This is a genomic window from Kocuria salsicia (assembly GCF_007681555.1).
Taxonomy (GTDB): domain Bacteria; phylum Actinomycetota; class Actinomycetes; order Actinomycetales; family Micrococcaceae; genus Kocuria; species Kocuria salsicia.
Window position 1 is genome coordinate 1 of record NZ_VELE01000001.1, and the last position, 22,321, is coordinate 22,321.

The following is a 22,321-nucleotide window of genomic DNA, read 5'->3' on the forward strand; positions in this document are numbered from 1 at the left end:
CCCACACGGCGTGCGGCAACCAACCGCCCTTCTCACGATTGATCAACGTCCCCGGTCAGTACAGCTAGGAGGACGGGGACGATCACAGCGCCTCCTTCGTGGCGCGGCGAGCGCGGTGGGTGATCAGAACAGGCACAGTTCCTCCGTCTCCGCGGGCTGGTGGGCGGGTGTGGTCTCGGCGGGCCGGTCCAGTGGTCCCAGCTGCAGGACATGGCGCGGCGCCTGCGGCATCACGGTCACCTCGTGGGTTGCCAGGTCGGCGAGGGAGTACCCGAGGCGCGCTCGGTTCCTCGCGAAGTCGAGCAGGTTCCACGCCCACTCCTGGGTGGCGTGGTCCGTGGGCCGGGACCGGCACCAGTCCTCCTCGTAGGTGACGTGCGGGTACCAGGAGACGTGGGGTCCATCCGGGTCGAATGCGCCGATGTGCTGCCACTTCCCGATCGGGTTCATGACCAGTAGCCACAGCTGGCCCGTGCTGGCGGTGTGGAGCACGGCGCGCTCCCCCGGGCGGGGTGTGTAGGCGCTCATGGGACACGCGTCCATGGGCCGTCCCCGGGAGTCGGCGCGATCACATCCCCGCGGTTCCAGCAGTGCAGTCTCTGTTCCCACCGCCAGACCAGGCCGCTGCTGTCCGCCCACGCATGGTCACGGAGGTGCTTATCGGCGATGGGCCAGCTGTCCAGTGTCCGGGGAACCCAGTGCCGAGCGGGCGCCCCCGCTGGGGACTCGCTCGTCTGCCAGGCTTCACGCACCATCGGCCTCGCCATGTCCACCAGATGTGCGACGTCGACGCAGATGCGGGCCACACCGGGGGCCAAGTCCACAATGACCTGAGCCAAGGCTTCGACGCGCTCCATCCGCCGGGCGCTCATCGCTGCTCCCCCGCCGCGAGCTCGTTTTCGAGGACGGCGGCGCCGGCGTTGAGGGCGTGCGCCGCGAGGGTGAGCCCGTGCACGAGCGCAGCGTCACACTTTTCGCAGTAGAAGATGCCGTCACGCGCCACTATCTCCTCGTGTGCCGTGATGGTGTCGAGCACGATCTGCACCATGCGCGGCGTCACCGTGGGGGCGGACGCGGTGGCCGTGGCCGCGCCTTCGAGAGCGGCTTCGACCTCGCGGACGTGGGCCTGCTCGCGGGGGCGGCCCGTGCACGTCCAGGTGAGGTTACGGACCCTTGTACCGGCGGCGTACCTCTGGCCCGCCTCGGCCTCCCAGTAGGCGTCACACTCGGGGCACTGCCATGTGGCGCCCTCCAGGTACTCGTCACTCATGGCCGAGACCTCGGGATCCTTGGCCGGGTCGCAGCAGTGGCGGGTGTAGATGAGCGGGCTCATCAGGTCTCCTCGGTGTCTCGGATCGCCGCGAGCGCGGCGGTGGTCTCGGCTGGGGTGGCTCCGTAGCGGGTGCGGCAGAGCTCGACCATGCCGTCTGTGTGGGGTTGGGAGGTGAGGCGGCGGAGCGCGTTCAGGTAGTCCTCCCACTGGCTGTTGGGCATGGGGCGTGGGGTCAGTTTTTGCATCGGGTGACGTCCGTCCATTCGATGTGCCAGTGGTCGTGGCGGGTGGGTTCTCCGAGCAGTGCGCGGGCGCGGCGGGTGGCTGCGGTTTCGTCCGGGGCGGCGACGCTGATGGAGTGCACGCGGGCCCAGGGGTAGAAGCCCGGGGCTTGGCCGGTCTTGTGCTCGACGGCGCGGCCGGTGAACCGCCACCACGGGTCCGGCGGCGGGGGCGGGTACGCGGTCGGGTTGGCGAGGATCTGGGCCGTGCTGGGTGCGGGGGTGGTGGTCGTGCTCATGCCGTCTCCTGTGTGGGTGTGGTGAGTGTCGCGCTGATCTGCTCCCAGGTGCCGCCGCCGTAGAGGCCGCCGTTGATGCGCATGAACCCGGCGGGCGGGTCCACGCGCTCCTGGATGAGCTCGAGGTCCTGGCCGCGCATCCCGGGGGCCTGCTGGATCAGCCACGGGGCGACTGCGGTGTGCAGGGCCGGCATGACGTCGTCCGGGTCAGCGAGCGACGGGTTGATGTCGAGGTCGACCTCGCAGGCGATGTCGCGGACGTGGCCGGCGCGGTGGAAGTAGACGCGGAAGGTGGCCGTGTACGGCTGTCGGGTGTCCATCAGAACGGGGGTTCCTGCTCGTCACCGTCGGCGGGCGTGCCGTCGAAGGCGTCCTGTGCGGGCGGGGTGGCGACGTCCCACGCGCTGCCGCCCTGCTGGGTGCCGGGACCGGGCTGGCGGCTCTGGGGGCTGTTGAAGCCCTGGCCCTGCCCTGCGCCATACCCGCCGGCGGGGGCGTACCCGCCGCCCTGGCCGCTGCCGAAGTTCTGTGAAGAGTTCCCCGAGCCCTTCGTGGTGCGCTGCACCTTGGCGGTCGCGTACTTCAGCGACGGGCCCACCTCCTCCACCTCGAGTTCGATGGAGGTCCGGCGGTCGCCCTCGCGGGTCTCGTAGGAGCGGGCCTTGAGGCGACCGGTGACGATCACCCGGGTGCCCTTGGCCAGCGAGTCCGCCAGGTTCTCCGCGGCGTCACGCCACAGGGTGCAGCGCATGAACAGCGTCTCCTGGTCCTTCCACTCGTTGGCTTGCCGGTCGAACGCCCGCGGGGTCGAGGCCACGGTGAAGTTGGCCACGGCGGCACCAGACGGGGTGAAGCGCAGCTCAGGATCCGCGGTCAGGTTCCCGATCACGGTGATGAGAGTCTCGCCAGACATCAGGCGACCTCCTTCTTCTTGATCTCGTTGTGGTGCCGGCGGACCGCCCACATGGACGGCAGAGCACCGTTGATGTTCGTGTACGTCTCGTCCAGGACCGCCTGCATGGTCAGCGCCTCTGCCAGCGCCCGGTCACGTTCCGCGAGCGCCTCGGTGTGCATCTGCTGGCAGTCGGTGAGCGCTCCCTGGAGTTCGGTGACGCGGTGGGTGAGGCGGGTGTTCTCGCGGGCGGTGGTGGATTCGGTGATGACGTTCTTCGCCCGGGCGTGGTGGTCCTCGGCGACTTCGGCGCGCAGCTGGGCGAGGGTGTCCTCCGCACGGGCGAGCTCGGCCTCGGCGTGAGTGCGGCGGGAACGCTCGGCCGCTTGGCTCTGGGTAGCGCGTACGGCTTCGTCGCGTTCGATGCGTACAGCGACCAGGAGCGAGCGAACGCGGGCCCGGTGGACCGCCACGTCCTGGGACGGGGCGGACGACGCCGCGACGGTGGCTTCGGCGCGGGCCTCCTCCAGCTGCCGGGTAGCGTCGCGCACTTCTGCGCGGGCCTTGTCCCGGGCCTCGGAGATCTTGCCGACTGTGGAGCTGAGCGTGGCGATGCGCTTGCGCGCGGTCTCCAGTTCAGCGGCCAGGGCCTGGTTGCGCTGGGTCAGCGCTGTCTGGGCTTCGGGGCGGGCGCCGCGGTACACGTACCCGCTCATGAGCGATCACCCCGGCCCTGCATGCGTGCGAGGAGGTCGCGCTGCTGGCGGGCGCGCTGGGCCGCGGACCAGTGCGCGCCGAGGGCACCCGCGGCGATGACGGCGATGCACCCGGGGAGCACGACAAGGAGGATGGTGGGCGCAGTCAGCATGGGACCTCACCCACCCCGCAGAAAACGTCCTCGGTGGTCTCGTCGAGCAGGCCCTCGATCAGGTCGGAGACGTTGGCGACCCACTGGGCCGGGACACGTCCGTGCTCGGCAACGTGGTGGGCGACGAGCATGGCCTCGTCCCACGTGTCGAAGGACCCGACGAAGGATCCCGTGATGCCCTCGGTTGCGGCCTCGGGCTGCAGGGTCCACACGTGCCAGCTGTCCTGGGACAGCCGCCCGCCTGCGGGCATCAGGTTGCGGGGGTCGCCCTGCGGGAGCCTGCTGAACAGGTTCGCCCCGCCCTTGTGCACGTGCACCCGGGGACGGTCCAGGTCGCGACGCCGCGCACGGGAGGCCCGTGCCTGTTGCTCCACCTCGCGGGCCTGCATGACCGCGGTAGCGCCCGTCATCGCCGTGGTCACCGCGTCAGCGAACGCAGCCAGGCGGCGGGACAGGGTCGTCTCAACCACGACGCTCACCCCCGGCCGGGCGCACCCAGGTGTACAGGCCCAGGCCGACCAGGCCGAGGACCAGAACGGTCATGTTCCCGCCACCGGCCAGCCACGCCTCGAGCGGGTCCGGGATGATTGCGCACAGCGTGTTGAGGATGGTGCTCATTGGTCTCCCCTTGCATGTCCGACAACGACCGGGCGGTCGACGTCGTGGTCTGCGGCCGCATGGGCCTGATCGAAAGTGGCGGGGGCGAACTCGAGGTCGCCGGCACATATGCCCCCCAAGAGCACTTGTGCTGGGGCTGACCCCGAGTTCCCCCACGCGATCTCAAACGGGGCGCTGTTGCGCACCGGTTGAGACAGGCAGCGCTGGACGAACATCCCCACTGCCACCCGCCGAGAGCGGGTATCCGTGTGCCGGACAAGACCCACCACCTCCCGGAAGGAATCCGAACGCAGATCCGTGTACGTGACCTGCTCGTAGCTGACCTTGCGTGCCGTGCTCATGACGCCGCCTTCTCGTTGTGCGCCGCACGCGAGCGCGACGTCGTGCGGAACGGGGATACCACCGGCGCGGTGAATTCCGCGGTCGCGGGCGCCTGGGTGGTCTTCTCGGCCTGGGCAGGGTGCACCGCGGTGTGGCGCAGCAAGGCGCGGACGTCGTCGCGGAAGAAGATGACCTTGCCGCGGGCGCCGCGGTGGTGAGCGATCTCGCCTCGGCCGGCCATGCGCTTAAGCTCCGACTCCGAGTACAGGCCCCGGGTCATCTCGGCCACCTCCGATGGCAGCCAGCCGGTGAAGTCCGTGGGGGTGCTCATCGTTCTGCCCCTTGCCCGGTGATGAGGCGCTGGAAGGAGTCGGCGGTGGCCGCGGTGGCGATGATGCGGCGGAGGCCGGCGCGGGCGGCGGGGTTCGCGTCGCCGATCATGGCGACGGTCATGTAGAGCGCCTCACGCGTGGTGATCAGGAAGTCGTCGCGTTCCTCGGGGGTGCGGTCCTGCCAGACGATGGGCTGGATTCCTTCGCCGTTGAGGATGGTGGAGGCGTCGCGGGCCGCAGTGGCCAGGACCTCCCAGGAGTGCTCGAGGTCCAACAGCACGGCCAGGCTGCGGCCCAGCACACGGGACTCGTCCTCCGCGAGGAGGTCATCGAACGGGTTGCCGGAGCGGTTGAGGTTCTCGAAGTACGAGAGCTCGGGATCCTTCATCATGCGATGGCCTTCCTTTCGTGCTGCTCGGCGAGAAGCCGGCGGAGGTCCTCGAGGCCCTTGGACTGGATGCGGACCTGCGGGGTGGCGTGGCGAAGAGCTCCGGTGTGTGGGTCGCGGAAGGTTTGGCCGCGCTCAGCGAGACGACCGCGGTGGACCTGGGACTGGTACGCGCGGGGGCGGCCCCGTCCGTCGCGGTAGAGCCACTTCGCGGTGAAGAGCAGGTCCCACAGGCCGTTCTCGCCGATCTCCCACGCGGTCTTGCGCGAGAGGGCCTTGCTTGCCTCGTTGACGGAGACGTCGCCCTCAGCGGAGAGGAACTCGTCCCAGGCGTTGGCCTTCGGCGTGAGCTCGAGGACCTTCGCCTGCGCCTCCTGCACCCGGGTGCTGAGGATCTGCATCGCCTCGAGCACCAGCTCGTCCTGGGTCTTCGGCAACTGCGGGGTCTGGCCGACGGTGTAGGTGCCCGTCTTCCGGATCTGCGGAAGCACCTCGGCAGTAACCCACCTACGAAACGGCTTGGCCATGGGTGCGTTGCTCCGGATCAGCACCGTGAACAGGCCGGACTCGTTGAGAACCTGCATGCTCTGCTCGCCGCCAAGGGTTCGCACTCGGTGCGACCCCTTGTCCTCGGAGTCCGCCATGCGGCTGATGTCAGAGGACGTGCGCGCGCCGAGGACAGTCGCGATGTCACGGGCCACGAACCAGGGCTCGCCGGCGACATCGATCACGCGCACTGTCTGCCCGTCGTAGGCGAACGAAGTGAGTTCCTGGCTCATGCTGCTGTCCTCTCGTGAATGTCGTTCGTACTGCTGCTGGTGGACTTGTGGACGTCGAAAAGGACCTTGACGGGTACGTTCAGCGCCTCCGCAATACGAGCTCCGAGCTCGGGAGTGCATGAGCTGCGGCGGCCGGCCAGCAGATGGGAGATGAACCCCTTGCTGCATCCGGCGTAGCGCGCGAGTCGACCGTGGGAGAACCCGTCCTGATCCATCAATGCCCGCAAGGTGTCTGCGCTCTTGAGTCGCATCCAAGTTCCTTTCGGCCAACGGTGCTTCAGTCTCGTCACCTTGTGCATCTGAGTGTCTCCTAGTAGGCGTATATCTGTCAACTACTGATGGACACAGTAGTGCCTACTGGTAGACGGTGCAAGAGGGCGGGACACCCCCAATCCGCGCCGTTATAGCGCGGCACGCCCCTCCGGTGACGTTTTTCTAGTAGCCGCCTAGATAGGGTGGGGGCGTCAATCAGTGGTAGACGGTATGTGTTGCGGCCCGCTAGACCGCTCCCCCGGCAGTGGAGATATTGGATCCGTGCAGACGATCAGCGAACTCGTGAAGGCCCAGAAGGCGGCCAGCGACCTCTCCTACGAAGCCCTCGCCCAGCGAGCGCAGAGTGCAGGTCTTGGTCTCACGAAGCAGCAGCTGTCGGATCTTGCGAACAACCGCCCCAAGGGGTGGCCCAAGAGCGCGGACATGGTGAAAGCCCTGTCGATCGCTCTGGACGTCCCCGAGCGGACGGTGGTGCTGGCCTACGCGGCATCGTTCGGCATCGACGTTCGCGAGACCCGTAGCCCATTCGAGGTTCGCCTGCCAGCCACCGTCTCGACGCTGGATCCGAGGATGCAGGACGCCATCCTGCACGTGATCCGCGCAGCCACTGAAGGAGCAGAAACCCATGAGCACGACACCGAGGGCCAAGAGCAGGAACCGCGGGCGGAAGCGAGCGGCGCGCAGCCGACGCAACCGTCCCCCATGAACCGCGCCGGGGTGAGCCCGGCAGAAGACGGCCTCGCGGCCAGGCGTCGCACGCGGCCGGCTCCGGTAGATCGTGAGCTCGCGGTGGCGGCGGATGACTCGCCGAGCGTGGGCCGATCGATGCGTGAGGCGCAGGATGATGCCGCCGAGGCACCAGACGCTGGCGGTGGGTGGGACGGCGGGGCCTGATCCCGCGACACGTTGTGACGGATGACAACGGCGGGTCCATGTCCCGGTAGGTTTATGCGCACGCACTCGTTTGCTATCGCATGAGCGATCCACCGCGCACGTCACACCAGGGAGAACCACATGAGCACCCCCGTCAACGGCCCGGGCCCCGAGGGTCAACCCGAGAACCACCGCCCGCAGGATGGTGGCCAGCAGGGCTACCAGCAGCAGGGCGGCCAGCCCTACGGCCAGCAGAGCTACTACCAGGAGCCGCCGAAGAAGAAGCGGAAGAAGTGGCCGTGGATCGTGGGCGCCATCGTCCTCCTGCTGATCCTGCTCTTCGCCGGTTGCGCCGCGCTGATCGGTGGGGCGGCGAAGTCGGTGAACGACTCCATCCAGTCCAGCGCGCCGAGCGAGTCAGCCGAGGGCGGGAGCAGCGACGGGGCCGCGAGCGGGAAGGACCAGCTGCAGGTCGACGCCACAGCATCGGAGTCGGCCACCGCCTCCTACGGTGCCGGCGGATCCATGAGCACCGCCGAGATGGGCACGACCTGGACCGAGACCGTGACCGCCAAGACCACGGACTTCTTCACCGTCACCGTGCAGGACAAGTCCGGCGCCTCCGACGCCAAGGTGACCTGCAAGCTCACGCGCGACGGCAAGACAGTCCAGGAGAAGTCCGCGACGGGTGCCTACTCCATCGCCACCTGCACGGACACGCCGTAACCAGAACACACCACCAGCACTACACGCGAGGCGGGGCCCGGGTCATCCCGGGCCCCGCCTTATGCGTGTCCCCGCCCACAACTACATTCGAACGCATGTTCGATCCCTGGGCAATCACGCATGAGCGCGGCATCGAGGTCACCCGCATCCCCCTGCGGCACCTCAGCGGATACACCGACGGCCGGCGCATCTGGCTGGACGCACACCTGACCGACGTCGAGGCGTACTGCACACTCACGCACGAGCTCATCCACATGAGCCGCGGCCACGACCAACACCAGCCGCCTGCCGTCGAGGACCGCGTACGCGCGGACACCGCGCGCCTGCTTGTCCCCTGGGCGGCCATCACCACGCATGCCGGGTCCCAGCTGAGCCCCTGGCACCTCGCCCACGAACTCGGCGTGACGGAGCGTGTGCTCGCCGACCGCCTGCAGCACGCGAGCGCGGAGGAGCTCGAGGAGCTGCGGGGCGCGGCGGGCTAGTCCAGGGCCGCGGCTGCGGCGACGTCGGCGTCGGCTGCGAGATGGCCGTAGGTGTCGGAGGTCGTCTTGATGGACTCGTGGCCCAGGCGCCGCTGGATGACCGTGAGCGGGACGCCGGCGGCGATGAGCCGGGAGGCGTGGGTGTGGCGCAGGTCGTGGACGCGCGGACGGGCGCGGAGCTGGCCGGCGAGCGCGCGCATGGCGGGTTCCCAGACGAGGCGGTGGAAGACGACGTTGTGCAGGGGGCCTTCACGGGAGGGGAACACGAGGTCGGCGGGGGTCTTGTCGGCGATGTGTTCGCGCAGCTGGGCGGTGAGGGTTTTGGGGAGAACGACGCTGCGGCGGCCTCTGGCGGTCTTGGGCGCCCCGGTGACCCATTCCCCGCCCGCGCGCTTCCAAGCCCTGGAGACGGCCACCACGCCGTGCTCCTGGGCTAGATCCAGGTCTGCCACCTGCAGGGCGGTGGCTTCGGACCAGCGCAGGCCCGTGCCGGCGAGGAACTCCACGAGCAGCTTGTGTCGGGCCTCGGGGATCGTGGCCACGATCAGGTCCAGCTCCTCGGCGGTGAGGAAGACGGGCTCGCGGCGGGCCTCCCCCGTGGGGAGCTTCACGCCCTTGGCGACGTTGGCGTCCACCAGTCCGCGGGAGGTGGCCTCGGTGAGCGCGGCCGAGAGCAGGGAGTGCACGTTCTTCTTCGTCTTCGCGGCCACGGTCATCGCGTTGACCCACCTGTTGACGTCCGTGCGGGTGAGCGTGTCCACCGGGACTGCGCCGAGTGTGGGGGTGATGTGGCGGGCCGCGATCCTGCGGTACTTCTCCCGGGTGCCAGCCGAGACGCCGGTGAGGCCCTCGATGTGCTCGGAGACGACCGTGGCCACAGGCGGGGCGGTGGAGCGCATCTTGGATGCGGCCTGGGCAGCGAGCACGAAGGACTGGCCGTTGGCGTTGAGGAAGTCCGTGAGGGACTGGGCGTCGGCGCGGGTGGCCAGTGTGCGGGAGGTTTGCTTGCCGGTGTCGGCGTCGCGCCACAGGACCGCCCAGGAGGTGGTGCCGTCCTTGCGGGTGCGCTCTCGGATGCTGGCCATGTCCTGAATCGTAGGGTCTGTGTCAACGAGAAAGGCCCCGGTGTCAACACCGGGGCCTTTCTCCTGCCCCTGACTAGGGGCCTTACTGTGCGCGAGGGGGGACTTGAACCCCCACCCTCTAATACGAGGACTAGCACCTCAAGCTAGCGCGTCTGCCTATTCCGCCACCCGCGCAGGTGTCGCAGGGCGTTTCGGTCTTCTCTCGAAAACCTCCGTGGCCCTGGGCAACGACAAGAAACCTACCACAGTTGCCCGGCCCGTTCGAACCGAGCGCGGGCGACAGCGCCCAGATCCTGCCGAGCGGCGTCGCCCGCGGGTGGGGGCGAAACGCGACAAGCGGCTACTTGCCCGCCTTCGCCAGGAAGTCCTCGGCGCCGCCCACGAGCTCCACGTGCCCGTTCTCGACGTCCGCGGTGACCATCTTCGCGATCTCCTGCGCGAATTCGTTGACCGTGTACAGCTTTCCGGCCGCTTCACGACGCTCGTCCAGGGCTCCGGGGCGGGCGCGGTTGAGCAGGGTGGCGGTGACGGTGCCCTCGATCATGTCCGCGGAGACAACCACGAGGTCCACGCCCTTCTCTGCGAGTTCGGGGACGCGGGCGGTGAGAGTGTCCTCCCCCGCTCGCTTGGAGCGGGCCACGGCGTCGTACTCGGGCATCGTCTCCACCTGGTTGATGAAGTGCGCCTGGTGGCTCGTGACGAACACCACGCGGCCACTGCGCGGCAGCAGTTCGAGGGCGTCCGTGAGGGCGTCGTTCTGCGCGTCCCTGTTGAGCTTCAGCGCGTAGTCCTCGCCGAGGTCCGTCTCCATGCCGCCGGAGGCGTTGAGGACCAGCACGTCCAGACCGCCGAACTCGTCCGTGGCCGCCTGGAACAGGTTGGCGCGGGACTCGGGATCGGTGATGTCCGCCTGGACGGCAACGGCCCGGCCGCCGGCCTCCGTGATCTCCTTGACCACCTTGTTGGCGCGCGGCGCCTTCTGCCGGAAGTTGATCACCACGTTGGCGCCCTCGCCCGCGAGGATCTTTGCAGTGTCCGCGCCGACCCCGCGCGAGGATCCGGTGATGATCACGGTCTTGCCTGCCACTGAGCTCATGCGCTTACTCCTTCGAGGGGAAACTTCTGTGGACCGGGAGGGGCGTCAGTGCCCCACGCCCAGCCCGCCGTCTACGGGGATGATAGCGCCGGACACGTACGCGGCCCCCTCGGACACCAAGTACGTCACGGCCGCGGCGACCTCGGAGGCGTGGCCGAAACGGTTCACGGGGATCATGGAGCGGTAGTTCTCCTTGACCTCCTCCGGCAGCTCCTGCGTCATGGCGGTGTCGATGTAGCCGGGCGCCACCACGTTGGCCGTGACACCGCGGGAGCCGAGCTCCCGGGTGATCGCGCGCGCCATGCCCACCAGCCCGGCCTTGGACGAGGCGTAGTTCACCTGGCCGGGGGCACCGGTGTAGCCCACCACGGAGGAGATGAACACCACGCGGCCGCGCTTCAGACGCATGAACCCCTTGGTGGCTCGCTGCACCACGCGGAACGCGCCGGTGAGGTTGGTGTCGATCACGTCCTGGAAGTCCGCTTCCTTCATGCGCACGAGCAGCGCGTCCTTGGTGACGCCCGCGTTGGCCACGAGGACCTCCACGGGGCCGAACTGCGCCTCGATCTCCTTGAACGCGGCGTCCACCGAGGCGGAGTCGGTGACGTCCGCGCGGACGGTGTGTGCGCCGTCGGGACCGTCGCCTCCCGAACGGGACGTGACCACCACGTTGTCGCCGGCGGCCACGAAGGCCTCGGCGATGGCACGGCCGATGCCGCGGTTGCCTCCCGTGACGAGCACGGTGCGCGCGGTCGAGGTCTGTTCGGTCATGGGGAAGCCTTCCGTGGACGGGTGGTCGCCGTGCTCCCACCGCGACCGTGGATCAGAACCTCCAGCATCCTAACCGCCCTCTCACCTGCGACGCTCTCCCAGGTGGCGCGCACTTGGGGGCGCACCGCAACGGTGAGAGAATGGTCAGCACGCTCCCGGCTGCTCCGGGTGCGCCGGGGCAGGCCCCGCGGACGAACTCGCCGAAGGACGTTCACCATCACACGCTCCCACCCGCAGACGAACGGCTCCACCGAGGTGCACTCCATCACCACGGCGGCGGATCCGCACACCTCGGACATGAGCCAGCGCATGAAGGTGTACTCCATCCAGATGGGCCTGCGGGTGGTGTGCATCATCGGAATGGTGCTCATCGACAACCTGGTGGCGCGCATCGTGCTGCTGCTGGGCGCCGCGCTGCTGCCCTGGTTCGCGGTGATGCTCGCCAACAAGGGCGCGGACCGCTCGCAGCGCGCCGGCTCGGCGTACGCCCCGCCGCAGCGCACCGAGCTGCCCACCGCCGCGGAGGCGTGCGAACGGGCACCGGATCCGGAGAACGTGGTGGTGGACGCGGAGTACACCGTCCACAGCCCCCGCCCGGAGCTGCCCCGCCCGCCCCACACGGCCACGCGCCGCAACTGAGCGCCCCGCACGACCCCCACACCGTCACCTCGGGAGGACACGCACACGGTGGAATTCGATCTCCTCGGTTCACTCGACCCCCAACACCCAGCGGCAGACGCGGCACCCCCTCGGCCCGCGGAGAGCGCCCCGGGTGCGGTGTGCTCGCGCCGCGGCTGCCAGTCCCCCGCCCGGTGGGCCCTGCTGTGGAACAACCCGCGGGTGCACACGCCCGAGCGCCGCAAGGCCTGGCTCGCGTGCGACGAGCACCGCGAGCACCTGACAGACTTCCTGGGACAGCGCGGTTTCCTCAAGTCCGTGGAGCGGTTCCAGGAAGGCCGTGACGACGCCCCGGCGCTCGGGCCGCGAGAGACGCCCGGGTTGCGCAAAGCACCCGCAGGGCGCGGCGACGTCGGCTCCCCGGGTCCCGGCACCGACCCGACCTCAGCGCAGGGCGGTCGCTGATGCGCAAGTACTCGTTCCTGCGCTCGAGCACGTGGCTCGGCTGGTTCGCCCTCACGTGCGTAGCGGCCGCGCTGTGCCTGTACCTCGCCCAGTGGCAGATGTCCCGCAACGACCACCTGGTGGCCGAGAACGCGAAGATCACTGAGAACTACGACGCCGCCGCGTACAACTCCGGGACGGGCCTGCCCCTGTTCGAGGACTACGACGACTCCCGCACGTGGCACCCCGTGCAGCTGCGCGGCAGCTACCTGGCCCAGGACACCGTGCTGGTGCGCAACCGGCCCCACGACGGTCGGGTGGGCTACGACGTGCTCGTCCCGTTCCGCACCACGGAGGGCACAGTGGTGGCCGTTGACCGGGGCTGGATCCCCACGGACGACTCCGCGAACGGAATGCCCTCGACAGTTCCCGCTCCCCCGAGCGGCACCGTGACGGTCACCGCCAGGCTGCGCCCCTCCGAGGGCGCGCTGGACCGCGGGGCGCCGGACGGTCAGGTGGCCTCGATCGACTTGCCCGAGCTGTCCTCCCGCTGGGGCGGGGACCTCGCCACCGGAGGCTACGGTGAGCTCGTCTCCGAGGAGCCCGCCGCGGCCGCCACCCCGCAGGCGCCCGAGCGCCCGGAAGTCTCCTATGGCCCGCACCTGTCCTACTCGCTGCAGTGGTACGCGTTCGCGGTGCTCGTGTTCGTGGCCTACGGCTACTCGGCGCGCCAGCACGTGAAGAACGAGGAGTGGGACCGTGCCTACGCGGCCGAGGTCGAGCGCCGGCTCGCCCGCTACTACGACGCCGAGGGCAACTACATCGGCGAGATGGACGAGGACCTGGTGATCCGCCAGCTGCAGATGGCCGACGACATGCCCGCGCACCTGAAGTCCCTGTACCGCCCCAAGCGCACGCGGGCCACCACGGGCATCACGGACGAGTACGAGGAGGACGCCCTGCTGGACGCCCTCGAGACGCAGCACCGCCAGTAACCGGCCCGGAGCGGCACCGCCCGCCCGCGCCGGCCCACCCGTGACGAAGGAGTCGCCGTGAAGATCAGAGCTGCCGTGCTGGACGAGATCGGGGTGCCCCGGCCGTTCGCCGAGTCCCGCCCGCTGTCCGTGCAGGAGCTGGAACTGGACGAGCCGGGACCGGGCGAGCTGCTCGTGCGGATCCGCGCGGCCGGGGTGTGCCACTCGGACCTCTCCGTGGTGGACGGCAACCGGCCCCGCCCCCTGCCCATGGTGCTCGGCCACGAGGCGTCCGGCGTCGTGGAGCAGGTGGGCGAGGGCGTCACGGACGTCTCCCCCGGGGACCAGGTCACCACCGTGTTCCTGCCGCGCTGCGAGGACTGCGCCAACTGCGCCACCAACGGGAAGCTGCCCTGCACCCCGGGCACCGAGACCAACAACGCCGGGCTGCTGCCCGGCTCCACCCTGCGGCTGCACCGCGACGGGCAGGACGTCCACCACCATCTGGGGGTCTCCGGTTTCGCGTCCCACGCCGTGGTGAGCCGCCAGTCGGTGGTACCAGTGGGTGCCGACGTGCCCCCGGAGATCGCTGCCGTGGTGGGGTGCGCCGTGCTCACGGGTGGCGGGGCCGTGCTCAACGCGGGGCGCCCCTCGGACGGGGACACGGTCATCGTCGTGGGGCTCGGCGGAGTGGGCATGGCCGCCCTCCTAACTGCGCTGTCCTTGCAGAAGGGCCCCGTGATCGGCGTGGACGCCAACCCCGAGAAGCTCGCGAGGGCCAGGGAGCTGGGCGCCTCTGCCGTGTACACCCCCGACGAGCTCGCCGACAACGGTGTGCGCGCGGACGTGGTCGTCGAGGCCGCCGGGCACCCCCGCGCCTTCGAGAGCGCCGTGGCGGCCACCGCTCCGGGCGGAACCACGGTCACCGTGGGCCTGCCCTCCCCCGATGCGCGCTCCACCATCGCCCCGCTCGGACTCACCGCCGAGGCGCGGACCATCGTGGGCTCCTACCTGGGCTCCGCCGTGCCGTCGCGGGACATCCCCGTCTACCTGGACCTGTGGCGCGCTGGCAGGCTTCCCATCGAGGAGCTGATCACCGAGCGGGTGGCCCTCGCGGACATCAACGAGAGTTTCGACCAGCTCGCGGACGGCCGCGCGGTGCGTCAGGTCATCCTCTTCGAGGACTGACGCCCGCGGACACGCGCACCACCACGGCCCCACCAGGGCGACGAGCGGAGTCCTGTCCCCAGCCTCGGGGTGGACCGGCGCGTTGCACTGTCACGGCCACGCCGCGCCGCGGGACTGAGCACCCGCGCGGCCCCGCGGCGTCGTCGGTGCCCCGGGGATCAGGCCAGGCTGATGAGGTCCTGGTACTCCTGACTCCACAGGTCCTCCACGCCGTCCGGGAGCATGACTACGCGCTCGGGCTCAAGGGCCTCCACCGCGCCTTCGTCGTGGGAGACCAGGACCACGGCGCCCTCGTAGGTGCGCAGCGCGTTGAGGATCTCGCGGCGCGACGCCGGGTCAAGGTTGTTGGTGGGCTCGTCGAGCAGGAGCACGTTCGCCGACGACGCCACCAGGGTGGCCAGCGCCAGGCGCGTCTTCTCGCCGCCGGAGAGCACCCCGGCGGGCTTGTCGACGTCGTCGCCCTGGAACAGAAAGGAGCCGAGGATCGTGCGGACCTGGGTGTCTGCGAGGTCCGGTGCGGCGGACTTCATGTTCTCCAGCACGGTGCGGTCCGTGTCCAGGGTGTCGTGCTCCTGGGCGAAGTACCCGAGCTTCAGGCCGTGGCCGGGGATCACCTCACCGGTGTCCGGCTCGGACTGCCCGGCGAGCATCCGCAGCAGGGTGGTCTTGCCTGCGCCGTTGAGGCCCAAGACCACCACTCGGGAGCCGCGGTCGATCGCGAGGTCCACGTCCGTGAAGATCTCCAGGGACCCGTAGGACTTGGACAGCCCCTGTGCGGTCAGGGGGGTCTTGCCGCAGTCCGCCGGCTTGGGGAAGCGGATTGCGGCCACCTTGTCCTGCACGCGCTCGCCCTCGATGCCCGCCATGAGCCGCTCGGCGCGGCGGATCATCTGCTGGGCGGCGGAGGCCTTGGTGGCCTTCGCGCGCATCTTGTTGGCCTGGTCCATCAGCACGCCAGCCTTCTTCTCGGCGTTCGCGCGCTCGCGCTTTCGCCGGGCCTGGTCCTGCTCGCGCTGCTGCAGGTAGTTCTTCCACGTCATGTTGTAGACGTCCACCACGCAGCGGTTGGCGTCCAGGTAGAGCACCTTGTTCACGACCATCTCCATGAGCTCCACGTCGTGGGAGATCATCAGCAGCCCGCCCTGGAAGCCGCGCAGGAACTCGCGCAGCCACACGATGGAGTCGTGGTCCAGGTGGTTGGTGGGCTCGTCCAGGAGCATGGTGTCCGCGTCCGAGAACAGGATCCGCGCGAGCTCCACGCGGCGGCGCTGGCCGCCGGAGAGCGTGTGCAGCGGCTGGTCCAGCACACGGCCGGGAAGATTCAGGTTGTTCGTGATCGTGGCGGCCTCGGACTCCGCCGCGTAGCCGCCGCCCGCGAGGAACTCGGACTCCAGCCGGTCGTAGCGGCGCATCGCCTTGGCGCGCACGGTCTCGTCCTCCGAGGCCATCTCCTCCTCGGTGCGGCGCAGCCGGGAGATCACGCCGGCGAGGTTGCGCGCGGAGAGGATGCGGTCCCGGGCCAGCTGGTCCATGTCGTCCACCTTGGGGTCCTGCGGCAGGTAGCCGATGGACCCGGAACGCGTGACCTCGCCGGCGGCGGGCAGCGTGAGCCCGGCCAGCACCTTGGTCATGGTGGTCTTCCCGGCTCCGTTGCGGCCCACCAGGCCCACCTTGTCGCCCTTGTCCACCCGGAAGCTCACCTCGTCCATGAGCAGGCGTGCTCCGGCGCGCAGTTCGAGGTTCGTGACGGTGATCAAGGGTGCAGGGCCTTTCGTGGGCGGTCTCGCTCGGGGCTGCTCCCGGGCCGGTGCGCTCGTGCGCTGCGCGGGCCCGTGACACGGTCACGGGGTGCGGGCCTCCCGGGGCAGACAGAAACCCCGTGGATCCGGGGCACTGCCCAGTCTACCCGGGGCCGCAAATCGGCGCCGCGGCGTCGTCCCCGCCCCATGGCGCCGCCGCGCGCGAGGCGACAACTAGACTGCCTGCCATGACTTCTCCCGCGCGGGAAACCCGCTCCCTCACGTCCTTCGACCTCGCCAACATTGCCGTGTTCGCCGCCCTGACGTGCGTGCTGGCACTGGCGCCGGCGATACCCGTGGGTGCCGTCGGTGTGCCCATCACGCTGCAGACGCTCGCCGTGTTCCTCACGGGCATGATCCTGGGAGGCTGGCGCGGTTTCCTGGCGCTGCTGCTCTACGTGGTGGTGGGTCTGCTGGGCGTGCCGGTCTTTGCCGGATTCGTTGGCGGACCGGCAGTGCTGGCCGGACCCTCCGCCGGGTACCTGCTCTCCTTCCCGTTCGCGGCCGCGCTCGTTGGCGCGCTCGCCCACCGCAGCGTGCGCGGTGAGCGGGTACGACGACGCGACGGCGCCACCTCCGTGGCTCCGGAACGGCGCGGGGGTCTCACCGTCAAACTGATCGGCGCGGGCCTCGCCGGTCTCGTGCTCTCCCACGTGGTGGGCACCGCGGGCCTGATGATCAACGCGGGGCTCGGACTCGGGGCAGCCGTTGTCACGGACCTCGCCTTCGTCCCCGGGGACATCGTCAAGGTGGTTGTCGCCGCACTGATCGCCGTGGCGGTGCACCGCGCGTTCCCCCGCATGGCCGGGGCGGTTCTCTGAGTGGCTGACGAGCCGCGTGCCGCCCCATCCCAGCAGCCGGGCGGGGAGACGCCGCACGGGGAAATCCCAGACTTGGAGCCCCCGCACCGGGAGTCCCTGTACTGCGCGGACGTGACCGTGACCGTGGAGGGACCTCGCGGACCCGTGACCGTGCTGGAGGGCGTGGACTGCGAGTTCACCGCACGGCGCACCGCGGTGGTGGGGCTCAACGGCTCCGGCAAGTCCACGCTGCTGCGGCTGTTCAACGGGCTCGTCACGCCGTCCTCGGGAGTGGTGCGGACGGGCAATGTGGACCCGGCGGCATTCCCCCGGCACGCCCGCTCCCTGGTGGGCTTCGTCTTCACGGACCCCGCATCCCAGATCCTCATGCCCACCCCGCTCGAGGACATCGAACTGTCCCTCCGGCGTGGCGTTCGGGACCGCGCCGAGCGCACCGAGCAGGCGATGGCCTGGCTGCGGCGGCTGGGCCTCGAGGACCGCGCGCACCACAGCGTCTTCGACCTCTCCGGGGGTGAGCGGCAGCTCGTTGCCCTGGCCGCCGTGCTGGCCGTGGAGCCCCGCGTGCTCGTGCTGGACGAGCCCACCACTCTGCTGGACCTGCGCAACCGGCTGCGCCTGCGCCAGCTCCTGGACGGCCTCCCCCAGCAGCAGCTGCTCAGCACCCACGACCTCGACCTCGCGGCCTCCGCGGACCACGTGGCGGTCGTCCACGAGGCACGCCTGATCGACCAGGGCCCGCCCGAGCGGATGCTGCACCTCTACCGGCACTGGTGCGAGAACGGCTTCCCCGGGAAGACCGCGGCGTGAGACGTCGCGCCCGCCCCCGGGGTGACGACCTGCTCGGCACCTACGTTCCCGGCACGTCCCCACTGCACCGCTGCCCGCTGTGGCTCAAGGCGCTCCTGGTTCTTGGAGCATGCCTGGTCGTCATGACCGCGCGGGACTGGCGGGTCTCCCTGGGTGCCCTCGCACTCACGGCGGCGGCCGCTGCCGCCTGCGGTCTGGGCGTGCGCCGGTGGGTGCGCTCGCTGCGCCCGCTGCTGCTGCTCGTCATCCTGCTGACGGCCTACCACCTCGTCGCCAATGGCCCGGCGCGCGCCGCCGACGTCGTGCTGTCCCTGCTCGCCGTGGTCACCCTCACGCGCCTGCTCATCTCGACCACGCCCCTCCCCCGACTCATCGACGGGCTCGTGCTGCTGTGCTCACCCCTGTGCCTCGCGGGCGTGGATCCCGAGCGCATTGGACTTGCGGTGTCCCTGATGATCCGCTCGGTCCCCTGGCTGTTCGGAGTCCTCACCTCCCTGCGCGATGCCGCCGCTGCCCGCACCGTGCGCCCGCACCCCGTGCAGCTGGTCACCCCCGCAGTCATCGCCACGGTCGACTACGCCCACCGCACCGGGGAGGCGCTCGCGGCGAGAGGACTCGAGTAGCCGCGCCACGGCGTCGTCCCCGCCCAATCGCCCCGGTGCCCGCACAGTGGCCCTATGCTTCCCCCATGAGCTTCAACGACAACTCCCAGCTGAACTCCGGGCGGGTCAGCTCCGGCGGCGGTGGTGGACGCGGCATCGCCGTGGGTGGAGGGCTGGGCGGTGTGGTCCTGCTGCTGATCGCGGGCCTGTTCTTCGGTCAGGACGGCATCGACGCCCTCACCGGCGGTGGCACCCAGGACACGACCGGGACCCAGCAGGTGGACTCCGGACTCGCGGACCGCTGCCGCACCGGCGCGGACGCCAACACTGACACCTCCTGCCGCATGGTGGCCACGGTGCAGTCCCTCGACCAGTTCTGGGGCGACTACCTTCCCCGGGCCACGGGGAAGCAGTACACGGAACCGGGAGTCGTGCTGTTCACCGGCACGGACAACACGTCGTGCGGCCAGGCGTCCTCGGCCACCGGCCCGTTCTACTGCCCGTCGGACTCGACCGTCTACCTGGACACCGGATTCTTCGAGGAGATGCGCACCCAGTTCGGCGCGGATGCGGATGCCCTCGCCCAGGAGTATGTGATGGCGCACGAGGTGGGCCACCACATCCAGGACCTGCAGGGCACCCTGGGCAGGGCCCAGCAGGACCCCAGTGGTGCCAATTCCGGCGCGGTGCGCACCGAGCTGCAGGCCGACTGCTACGCGGGGATGTGGGCCCACCACGCCACCGAGTCCGGCGGTGCGGTGCAGCTGCAGCCGATCACACGCGCGCAACTCTCGGACGCGATCGAGGCCGCCGGAGCCATCGGTGACGACCGCATCCAGGAGGCCGCCCGCGGTCGTGCCAACCCGGAGTCCTTCACGCACGGCACCGCTGCGCAGCGCCAGGCCTGGTTCCTCACCGGGTACCAGACCGGCGATCTCACGGCCTGCAACACGTTCTCCGCGCGCAACCTGAACCACCCGGACGCGCTGAGCTAGGACGGAGGGGCGGGGCTCCGTACAAACGGACCGTTCCCCGTGCCTGCAGCTCAGACGAGACCGGCCACCGCCCTCGGCCGACCTCTGCTCCGGGATCCTGGCGCGGTTCAGACCCGGTCCGTGTTCCCCGCCCGCTCCAGCCACGGTGCGCGCATCGACGTGGGGCCCAGGTCCGCGATCGACCCGGCTCCCATGAGCATCATGTCCGTGCGGATCTGCGCCTCCAGCAGCTCGATCACCCGCGAGACACCCTGCTCGCCGCCGGCCATGAGTCCGTACAGGTACGCCCGCCCGATCAGCACGAAGTCCGCGCCGGCGCACAGCGCGGTCACCACGTCCGCGCCGGAGAGGACTCCGGAGTCCAGGATCAGGGGGACGCCCGGGCCCACCTCCTCGCGCACGCCCGGCAGAGAGGTCAGCGCCACGGGTGCCCGGTCCAGCTGGCGGCCGCCGTGGTTGGAGACCACGAGCCCGTCCGCGCCCACGCTCATGGCCCGCCGGGCGTCGTCGCGAGTGAGGACACCCTTCACGAACAGCTGGCCGTCCCACTGCTCGCGGATCCAGGCGAGGTCGTCCAGGTCCAGGCCGGGGTCGAACATCGAGGAGATCAGGTCCGCCAGCGTGGAGGACGTGTTCGAGAGGGACGCGAACTTCAGCGAGTCCGTGGTCAGGAAATTGAACCACCACTCGGGCCGGTAGGAGGCGTCCAGCACGGTGCCGGGCGTCAGGCGCGGCGGGATGACCATGCCGTTGCGGACGTCCCGCAGCCGCTGACCGGGAACTGGCGTGTCCACGGTGACGAGCAGCGTGCCCACACCGGCGGCCTCCGCGCGCTGCAGCAGGTCCAGCGACGCCGCGTGGTCGCGCCACAGGTAGAGCTGGAACCAGCGCTCGGCGTCCGGGGCGGCATCCCGCACCTCCTCGATGGAGCGCGTGCCCATGGTCGACAGTGAGAACGGGATCCCGGCCTTCTCGGCGGCCCGCACTCCCCCGATCTCACCCTCTGCGTGCATGAAACGCGTGAACCCGGTGGGCGCGATCCCGAACGGCAGCGCGCTGCGGAAGCCCGCGATCTCCGTGCTGAGATCTGCCGTGTCAGTGCCGTGCAGGATCTTCGGCAGCAGCTCCACGGACTCGAACGCCTTGCGGCTGCGCCGGTAGGTCAGTTCTTGGCCGGCAGCGCCGTCCACGTAGTCGAACGCGGGTTTCGGGGTGCGACGCCGCGCGATCCGCCGCAGCGCCTCCACGTCCGCCGCCTTGGCGAGCCGGGCAGCACGGCGGTCCGGGTTGAAGGAGCCGAACCGCATGAGTGGCTTGAGCTCCGAGAGCTGGGGCAGGTGGCGTTGCACATGAGTCCTCACGGTCGCGGGTGGTCGGTTCCGAATCTAGCACCGTGCCCGGTGGCGGTCCCGCTCCGGGCGGACCGGACGGCTTGTGGAGGACCCGGACATTTTCCAGCGAGACCCCGGATACGGAACAGGGCACGACCGTGGTGGTCGTGCCCTGGTGGCGGTCATGTCCTTCCGTACCGTGGCGGTGGTTCGGACCTCAGATGTTGAAGCCCAGCGCCCGCATCTGGTCCCGGCCGTCCTCGGTGATCCGCTCCGGACCCCACGGGGGCATCCAGATCCAGTTCACGTGCCACTCGTCCACGGTGGGCGAGAGGTTCTGGGCAACCTGCTCCTCGATGACGTCCTGCAGCGGGCAGGCCGCCGTGGTTAGGGTCATGTCGAGGCGCAGGGAGTCATCGTCCTGGTACTGCAGGCCGTACAGCAGGCCCAGGTCCACGACGTTCACGCCCAGCTCCGGGTCGATCACGTTCTTCAGCAGGTCCTCGATCTCCGCGAGCGAGGCCTGGCCCTTGGGGCCCTGCTCCGCCGCGGCGGTCTCGGTGGAATCACTCACGGAATCCTCCTCCGGTCTCGTGTGCGCCGCGCCTACTTGGCGGCGGCCTGCACGTAGCGGTCGTAGCCCTCGTTCTCGAGCTGCTCCGCGAGCTCGGGCCCGCCCTGGTCCACCACGCGGCCGTCCGAGAACACGTGGACGAACTGCGGCTTGATGTAGCGCAGGATCCGGGTGTAGTGCGTGATCAGCATGATGCCGGTGTTGTCCTGCTCAAGGGCGCGGTTGACGCCCTCGGAGACGATCTTCAGGGCGTCGACGTCCAGACCGGAGTCGGTCTCGTCAAGCAGCGCGATCTTCGGCTTGAGGATCTCGAGCTGCAGGATCTCGTGACGCTTCTTCTCACCGCCGGAGAAGCCCTCGTTCACGTTGCGCAGCAGCATGTCCGTGTCGATCTTCAGCTTCTCCATGGCGGCGCGGACGTCCTTGGTCCACGTGCGCAGGGAGGGGGCCTCGCCGTCGACGGCCGTCTTGGCCGAGCGCAGGAAGTTGGAGGTGGTCACGCCCGGGATCTCCACGGGGTACTGCATGGCCAGGAAGAGCCCGGCGCGCGCCCGCTCGTCGACGGACATGGCCAGCACGTCCTGGCCGTCCAGGGTCACGGAGCCGGAGTCCACCTGGTACTTGGGGTGACCGGCGATGGTGGAGGCCAGCGTGGACTTGCCCGAGCCGTTGGGGCCCATGATCGCGTGCACCTCACCGGAGTTGATGGTCAGGTTCACGCCCTTGAGGATGGGCTTGGTGGTCTCGTCGTCCAGGATGACGGACGCGTGGAGGTCCTTGATCTCCAGAGTTGACATGGGGTGATTCTCCTTGTGGTCGTGGGCACAGGCCCGGTCACGGGCTCGGGTGCGACGTACGTGGGCGAGGGCTG

The 22,321-nt window shown here is 69.9% G+C and carries 32 protein-coding genes and 1 tRNA gene; 11 read left to right on the plus strand and 22 right to left on the minus strand.

Translation table 11 applies throughout. The features are described 5' to 3' along the window. Nucleotides 1-123 precede the first annotated feature (123 nt). The 14 genes from FS770_RS00005 to FS770_RS00055 all read right to left on the minus strand — a co-directional run bounded on the left by FS770_RS00005 (nucleotide 124) and on the right by FS770_RS00055 (nucleotide 6,242). The gene (locus FS770_RS00005) at nucleotides 124-528 is read right to left on the minus strand and encodes a hypothetical protein (protein ID WP_145009135.1); all 405 of its coding nucleotides are present in this window, start codon (nucleotides 526-528) and stop codon (nucleotides 124-126) included. A gap of 340 nt (nucleotides 529-868) precedes the next feature. After that, nucleotides 869-1,333, minus strand: coding sequence for a hypothetical protein (locus FS770_RS00010; RefSeq protein ID WP_145009138.1), 465 nt, complete (start codon nucleotides 1,331-1,333; stop codon nucleotides 869-871). After that, the gene (locus tag FS770_RS13630) at nucleotides 1,333-1,494 is read right to left on the minus strand and encodes a hypothetical protein (RefSeq protein WP_186366648.1); all 162 of its coding nucleotides are present in this window, start codon (nucleotides 1,492-1,494) and stop codon (nucleotides 1,333-1,335) included. The genes FS770_RS00010 and FS770_RS13630 overlap by 1 nt, the downstream gene beginning before the upstream one ends. Before the next feature lie 11 nt (nucleotides 1,495-1,505). Next, entirely contained in the window at nucleotides 1,506-1,793 is a 288-nt protein-coding gene (locus tag FS770_RS00015) for a hypothetical protein (RefSeq protein WP_145009140.1), read from the minus strand. Continuing rightward, the gene (locus FS770_RS00020) at nucleotides 1,790-2,113 is read right to left on the minus strand and encodes a hypothetical protein (RefSeq protein ID WP_145009142.1); all 324 of its coding nucleotides are present in this window, start codon (nucleotides 2,111-2,113) and stop codon (nucleotides 1,790-1,792) included. The genes FS770_RS00015 and FS770_RS00020 overlap by 4 nt, the downstream gene beginning before the upstream one ends. Next, on the minus strand, nucleotides 2,113-2,706 hold the full coding sequence (locus tag FS770_RS00025) for a single-stranded DNA-binding protein (protein ID WP_145009144.1): 594 nt from the start codon (nucleotides 2,704-2,706) through the stop codon (nucleotides 2,113-2,115). The genes FS770_RS00020 and FS770_RS00025 overlap by 1 nt, the downstream gene beginning before the upstream one ends. Beyond that, nucleotides 2,706-3,401: a hypothetical protein gene (locus tag FS770_RS00030; RefSeq protein ID WP_145009146.1), complete on the minus strand. Its 696-nt coding sequence runs from the start codon at nucleotides 3,399-3,401 to the stop codon at nucleotides 2,706-2,708. Before FS770_RS00030 ends, FS770_RS00025 begins: the two co-directional genes overlap by 1 nt. Continuing rightward, complete coding sequence (locus FS770_RS13635; protein WP_186366649.1) at nucleotides 3,398-3,553, minus strand: hypothetical protein; 156 nt, start codon at nucleotides 3,551-3,553, stop codon at nucleotides 3,398-3,400. The genes FS770_RS00030 and FS770_RS13635 overlap by 4 nt, the downstream gene beginning before the upstream one ends. After that, nucleotides 3,547-4,023, minus strand: a complete 477-nt coding sequence (locus tag FS770_RS00035; protein ID WP_145009148.1) for a hypothetical protein — start codon at nucleotides 4,021-4,023, stop codon at nucleotides 3,547-3,549. The genes FS770_RS13635 and FS770_RS00035 overlap by 7 nt, the downstream gene beginning before the upstream one ends. Further along, nucleotides 4,016-4,171, minus strand: coding sequence for a hypothetical protein (locus FS770_RS13640; RefSeq protein ID WP_186366650.1), 156 nt, complete (start codon nucleotides 4,169-4,171; stop codon nucleotides 4,016-4,018). The genes FS770_RS00035 and FS770_RS13640 overlap by 8 nt, the downstream gene beginning before the upstream one ends. Before the next feature lie 337 nt (nucleotides 4,172-4,508). Next, nucleotides 4,509-4,823: a hypothetical protein gene (locus tag FS770_RS00040; protein WP_145009150.1), complete on the minus strand. Its 315-nt coding sequence runs from the start codon at nucleotides 4,821-4,823 to the stop codon at nucleotides 4,509-4,511. Then, nucleotides 4,820-5,215: a hypothetical protein gene (locus tag FS770_RS00045; protein ID WP_145009152.1), complete on the minus strand. Its 396-nt coding sequence runs from the start codon at nucleotides 5,213-5,215 to the stop codon at nucleotides 4,820-4,822. Before FS770_RS00045 ends, FS770_RS00040 begins: the two co-directional genes overlap by 4 nt. Next, nucleotides 5,212-5,991, minus strand: a complete 780-nt coding sequence (locus FS770_RS00050) for a phage antirepressor KilAC domain-containing protein (protein WP_186366651.1) — start codon at nucleotides 5,989-5,991, stop codon at nucleotides 5,212-5,214. Before FS770_RS00050 ends, FS770_RS00045 begins: the two co-directional genes overlap by 4 nt. Beyond that, nucleotides 5,988-6,242, minus strand: a complete 255-nt coding sequence (locus tag FS770_RS00055; RefSeq protein WP_145010265.1) for a helix-turn-helix domain-containing protein — start codon at nucleotides 6,240-6,242, stop codon at nucleotides 5,988-5,990. The genes FS770_RS00050 and FS770_RS00055 overlap by 4 nt, the downstream gene beginning before the upstream one ends. 283 nt (nucleotides 6,243-6,525) lie before the next feature. Here FS770_RS00055 and FS770_RS00060 point away from each other — a divergent pair, with 283 nt between their 5' ends. From FS770_RS00060 to FS770_RS00070, 3 genes are all read left to right on the plus strand, one after another. Further along, nucleotides 6,526-7,158, plus strand: coding sequence for a hypothetical protein (locus FS770_RS00060; protein WP_145009156.1), 633 nt, complete (start codon nucleotides 6,526-6,528; stop codon nucleotides 7,156-7,158). A 120-nt stretch (nucleotides 7,159-7,278) separates the two neighbouring features. Next, entirely contained in the window at nucleotides 7,279-7,863 is a 585-nt protein-coding gene (locus FS770_RS00065; protein ID WP_145009158.1) for a hypothetical protein, read from the plus strand. Between the two features lie 95 nt (nucleotides 7,864-7,958). Next, nucleotides 7,959-8,345 (plus strand): ImmA/IrrE family metallo-endopeptidase, encoded by a 387-nt coding sequence (locus FS770_RS00070; RefSeq protein ID WP_145009160.1) that lies wholly within the window; start codon nucleotides 7,959-7,961, stop codon nucleotides 8,343-8,345. Here FS770_RS00070 and FS770_RS00075 read toward each other — a convergent pair. From FS770_RS00075 to fabG, 4 genes are all read right to left on the minus strand, one after another. After that, the gene (locus FS770_RS00075) at nucleotides 8,342-9,430 is read right to left on the minus strand and encodes a tyrosine-type recombinase/integrase (protein WP_145009162.1); all 1,089 of its coding nucleotides are present in this window, start codon (nucleotides 9,428-9,430) and stop codon (nucleotides 8,342-8,344) included. The genes FS770_RS00070 and FS770_RS00075 overlap by 4 nt on opposite strands. A gap of 88 nt (nucleotides 9,431-9,518) precedes the next feature. Then, nucleotides 9,519-9,604, minus strand: a tRNA-Leu gene (locus tag FS770_RS00080). Nucleotides 9,605-9,770: 166 nt separating this feature from the next. Next, nucleotides 9,771-10,526 (minus strand): SDR family oxidoreductase, encoded by a 756-nt coding sequence (locus FS770_RS00085; protein WP_145009164.1) that lies wholly within the window; start codon nucleotides 10,524-10,526, stop codon nucleotides 9,771-9,773. 45 nt (nucleotides 10,527-10,571) lie between these two features. Beyond that, entirely contained in the window at nucleotides 10,572-11,297 is a 726-nt protein-coding gene (gene fabG / locus FS770_RS00090; RefSeq protein WP_094393993.1) for a 3-oxoacyl-ACP reductase FabG, read from the minus strand. 255 nt (nucleotides 11,298-11,552) lie between these two features. On the opposite strand from fabG, the gene FS770_RS00095 reads away from it, so the two are divergent. Genes FS770_RS00095 through FS770_RS00110 form a run of 4 tightly spaced genes read left to right on the plus strand, consistent with a single transcriptional unit; the run spans nucleotide 11,553 to nucleotide 14,521 of the window. Further along, nucleotides 11,553-11,936 carry a DUF3099 domain-containing protein gene (locus FS770_RS00095; RefSeq protein WP_244944649.1) on the plus strand — a complete coding sequence of 128 codons (384 nt, stop codon included), beginning with the start codon at nucleotides 11,553-11,555 and terminating at the stop codon, nucleotides 11,934-11,936. A gap of 48 nt (nucleotides 11,937-11,984) precedes the next feature. Next, nucleotides 11,985-12,380, plus strand: a complete 396-nt coding sequence (locus FS770_RS13935; RefSeq protein WP_145009166.1) for a hypothetical protein — start codon at nucleotides 11,985-11,987, stop codon at nucleotides 12,378-12,380. After that, nucleotides 12,380-13,354, plus strand: a complete 975-nt coding sequence (locus FS770_RS00105) for an SURF1 family cytochrome oxidase biogenesis protein (RefSeq protein ID WP_145009168.1) — start codon at nucleotides 12,380-12,382, stop codon at nucleotides 13,352-13,354. Before FS770_RS13935 ends, FS770_RS00105 begins: the two co-directional genes overlap by 1 nt. Nucleotides 13,355-13,411: 57 nt before the next feature. Next, nucleotides 13,412-14,521 (plus strand): alcohol dehydrogenase catalytic domain-containing protein, encoded by a 1,110-nt coding sequence (locus tag FS770_RS00110; RefSeq protein WP_094394000.1) that lies wholly within the window; start codon nucleotides 13,412-13,414, stop codon nucleotides 14,519-14,521. Nucleotides 14,522-14,679: 158 nt separating this feature from the next. On the opposite strand, the gene abc-f is transcribed toward FS770_RS00110, so the two are convergent. After that, nucleotides 14,680-16,278, minus strand: coding sequence for a ribosomal protection-like ABC-F family protein (abc-f, locus tag FS770_RS00115; protein WP_055086230.1), 1,599 nt, complete (start codon nucleotides 16,276-16,278; stop codon nucleotides 14,680-14,682). Between the two features lie 230 nt (nucleotides 16,279-16,508). Between abc-f and FS770_RS00120 the strand changes: the two genes are divergently transcribed. The 4 genes from FS770_RS00120 to ypfJ all read left to right on the plus strand — a co-directional run bounded on the left by FS770_RS00120 (nucleotide 16,509) and on the right by ypfJ (nucleotide 19,545). Further along, the gene (locus FS770_RS00120; RefSeq protein ID WP_055086228.1) at nucleotides 16,509-17,141 is read left to right on the plus strand and encodes a biotin transporter BioY; all 633 of its coding nucleotides are present in this window, start codon (nucleotides 16,509-16,511) and stop codon (nucleotides 17,139-17,141) included. Nucleotides 17,142-17,213: 72 nt separating this feature from the next. Then, nucleotides 17,214-17,948 carry an energy-coupling factor ABC transporter ATP-binding protein gene (locus FS770_RS00125; RefSeq protein WP_145010271.1) on the plus strand — a complete coding sequence of 245 codons (735 nt, stop codon included), beginning with the start codon at nucleotides 17,214-17,216 and terminating at the stop codon, nucleotides 17,946-17,948. Continuing rightward, nucleotides 17,945-18,571: a CbiQ family ECF transporter T component gene (locus FS770_RS00130; RefSeq protein ID WP_244944650.1), complete on the plus strand. Its 627-nt coding sequence runs from the start codon at nucleotides 17,945-17,947 to the stop codon at nucleotides 18,569-18,571. The genes FS770_RS00125 and FS770_RS00130 overlap by 4 nt, the downstream gene beginning before the upstream one ends. Nucleotides 18,572-18,636: 65 nt before the next feature. After that, nucleotides 18,637-19,545 (plus strand): KPN_02809 family neutral zinc metallopeptidase, encoded by a 909-nt coding sequence (gene ypfJ, locus FS770_RS00135; RefSeq protein WP_145009172.1) that lies wholly within the window; start codon nucleotides 18,637-18,639, stop codon nucleotides 19,543-19,545. Nucleotides 19,546-19,652: 107 nt separating this feature from the next. Here the strand turns inward: ypfJ and FS770_RS00140 are convergent, their stop codons facing one another. From FS770_RS00140 to sufC, 3 genes are all read right to left on the minus strand, one after another. After that, complete coding sequence (locus FS770_RS00140) at nucleotides 19,653-20,894, minus strand: alpha-hydroxy acid oxidase (protein ID WP_145009173.1); 1,242 nt, start codon at nucleotides 20,892-20,894, stop codon at nucleotides 19,653-19,655. Between the two features lie 199 nt (nucleotides 20,895-21,093). Next, nucleotides 21,094-21,450 carry a metal-sulfur cluster assembly factor gene (locus FS770_RS00145; RefSeq protein ID WP_396350887.1) on the minus strand — a complete coding sequence of 119 codons (357 nt, stop codon included), beginning with the start codon at nucleotides 21,448-21,450 and terminating at the stop codon, nucleotides 21,094-21,096. Nucleotides 21,451-21,482: 32 nt separating this feature from the next. Next, nucleotides 21,483-22,247, minus strand: coding sequence for a Fe-S cluster assembly ATPase SufC (gene sufC, locus FS770_RS00150; protein WP_094394010.1), 765 nt, complete (start codon nucleotides 22,245-22,247; stop codon nucleotides 21,483-21,485). Nucleotides 22,248-22,321 lie beyond the last annotated feature (74 nt).

What these genes read in the sequence shown, in the direction of transcription:
- FS770_RS00005 (WP_145009135.1), bottom strand. Translation starts at nt 528, where the DNA reads ATGAGCGCCTACACACCCCGCCCGGGGGAGCGCGCCGTGCTCCACACC.
- FS770_RS00010 (WP_145009138.1), bottom strand. Translation starts at nt 1,333, where the DNA reads ATGAGCCCGCTCATCTACACCCGCCACTGCTGCGACCCGGCCAAGGAT.
- FS770_RS13630 (WP_186366648.1), bottom strand. Translation starts at nt 1,494, where the DNA reads ATGCCCAACAGCCAGTGGGAGGACTACCTGAACGCGCTCCGCCGCCTC.
- FS770_RS00015 (WP_145009140.1), bottom strand. Translation starts at nt 1,793, where the DNA reads ATGAGCACGACCACCACCCCCGCACCCAGCACGGCCCAGATCCTCGCC.
- FS770_RS00020 (WP_145009142.1), bottom strand. Translation starts at nt 2,113, where the DNA reads ATGGACACCCGACAGCCGTACACGGCCACCTTCCGCGTCTACTTCCAC.
- FS770_RS00025 (WP_145009144.1), bottom strand. Translation starts at nt 2,706, where the DNA reads ATGTCTGGCGAGACTCTCATCACCGTGATCGGGAACCTGACCGCGGAT.
- FS770_RS00030 (WP_145009146.1), bottom strand. Translation starts at nt 3,401, where the DNA reads ATGAGCGGGTACGTGTACCGCGGCGCCCGCCCCGAAGCCCAGACAGCG.
- FS770_RS13635 (WP_186366649.1), bottom strand. Translation starts at nt 3,553, where the DNA reads ATGCTGACTGCGCCCACCATCCTCCTTGTCGTGCTCCCCGGGTGCATC.
- FS770_RS13640 (WP_186366650.1), bottom strand. Translation starts at nt 4,171, where the DNA reads ATGAGCACCATCCTCAACACGCTGTGCGCAATCATCCCGGACCCGCTC.
- FS770_RS00040 (WP_145009150.1), bottom strand. Translation starts at nt 4,823, where the DNA reads ATGAGCACCCCCACGGACTTCACCGGCTGGCTGCCATCGGAGGTGGCC.
- FS770_RS00045 (WP_145009152.1), bottom strand. Translation starts at nt 5,215, where the DNA reads ATGATGAAGGATCCCGAGCTCTCGTACTTCGAGAACCTCAACCGCTCC.
- FS770_RS00050 (WP_186366651.1), bottom strand. Translation starts at nt 5,991, where the DNA reads ATGAGCCAGGAACTCACTTCGTTCGCCTACGACGGGCAGACAGTGCGC.
- FS770_RS00055 (WP_145010265.1), bottom strand. Translation starts at nt 6,242, where the DNA reads ATGCGACTCAAGAGCGCAGACACCTTGCGGGCATTGATGGATCAGGAC.
- FS770_RS00065 (WP_145009158.1), top strand. Translation starts at nt 7,279, where the DNA reads ATGAGCACCCCCGTCAACGGCCCGGGCCCCGAGGGTCAACCCGAGAAC.
- FS770_RS00070 (WP_145009160.1), top strand. Translation starts at nt 7,959, where the DNA reads ATGTTCGATCCCTGGGCAATCACGCATGAGCGCGGCATCGAGGTCACC.
- FS770_RS00075 (WP_145009162.1), bottom strand. Translation starts at nt 9,430, where the DNA reads ATGGCCAGCATCCGAGAGCGCACCCGCAAGGACGGCACCACCTCCTGG.
- FS770_RS00085 (WP_145009164.1), bottom strand. Translation starts at nt 10,526, where the DNA reads ATGAGCTCAGTGGCAGGCAAGACCGTGATCATCACCGGATCCTCGCGC.
- fabG (WP_094393993.1), bottom strand. Translation starts at nt 11,297, where the DNA reads ATGACCGAACAGACCTCGACCGCGCGCACCGTGCTCGTCACGGGAGGC.
- FS770_RS00105 (WP_145009168.1), top strand. Translation starts at nt 12,380, where the DNA reads ATGCGCAAGTACTCGTTCCTGCGCTCGAGCACGTGGCTCGGCTGGTTC.
- FS770_RS00120 (WP_055086228.1), top strand. Translation starts at nt 16,509, where the DNA reads ATGACTTCTCCCGCGCGGGAAACCCGCTCCCTCACGTCCTTCGACCTC.
- ypfJ (WP_145009172.1), top strand. Translation starts at nt 18,637, where the DNA reads ATGAGCTTCAACGACAACTCCCAGCTGAACTCCGGGCGGGTCAGCTCC.
- sufC (WP_094394010.1), bottom strand. Translation starts at nt 22,247, where the DNA reads ATGTCAACTCTGGAGATCAAGGACCTCCACGCGTCCGTCATCCTGGAC.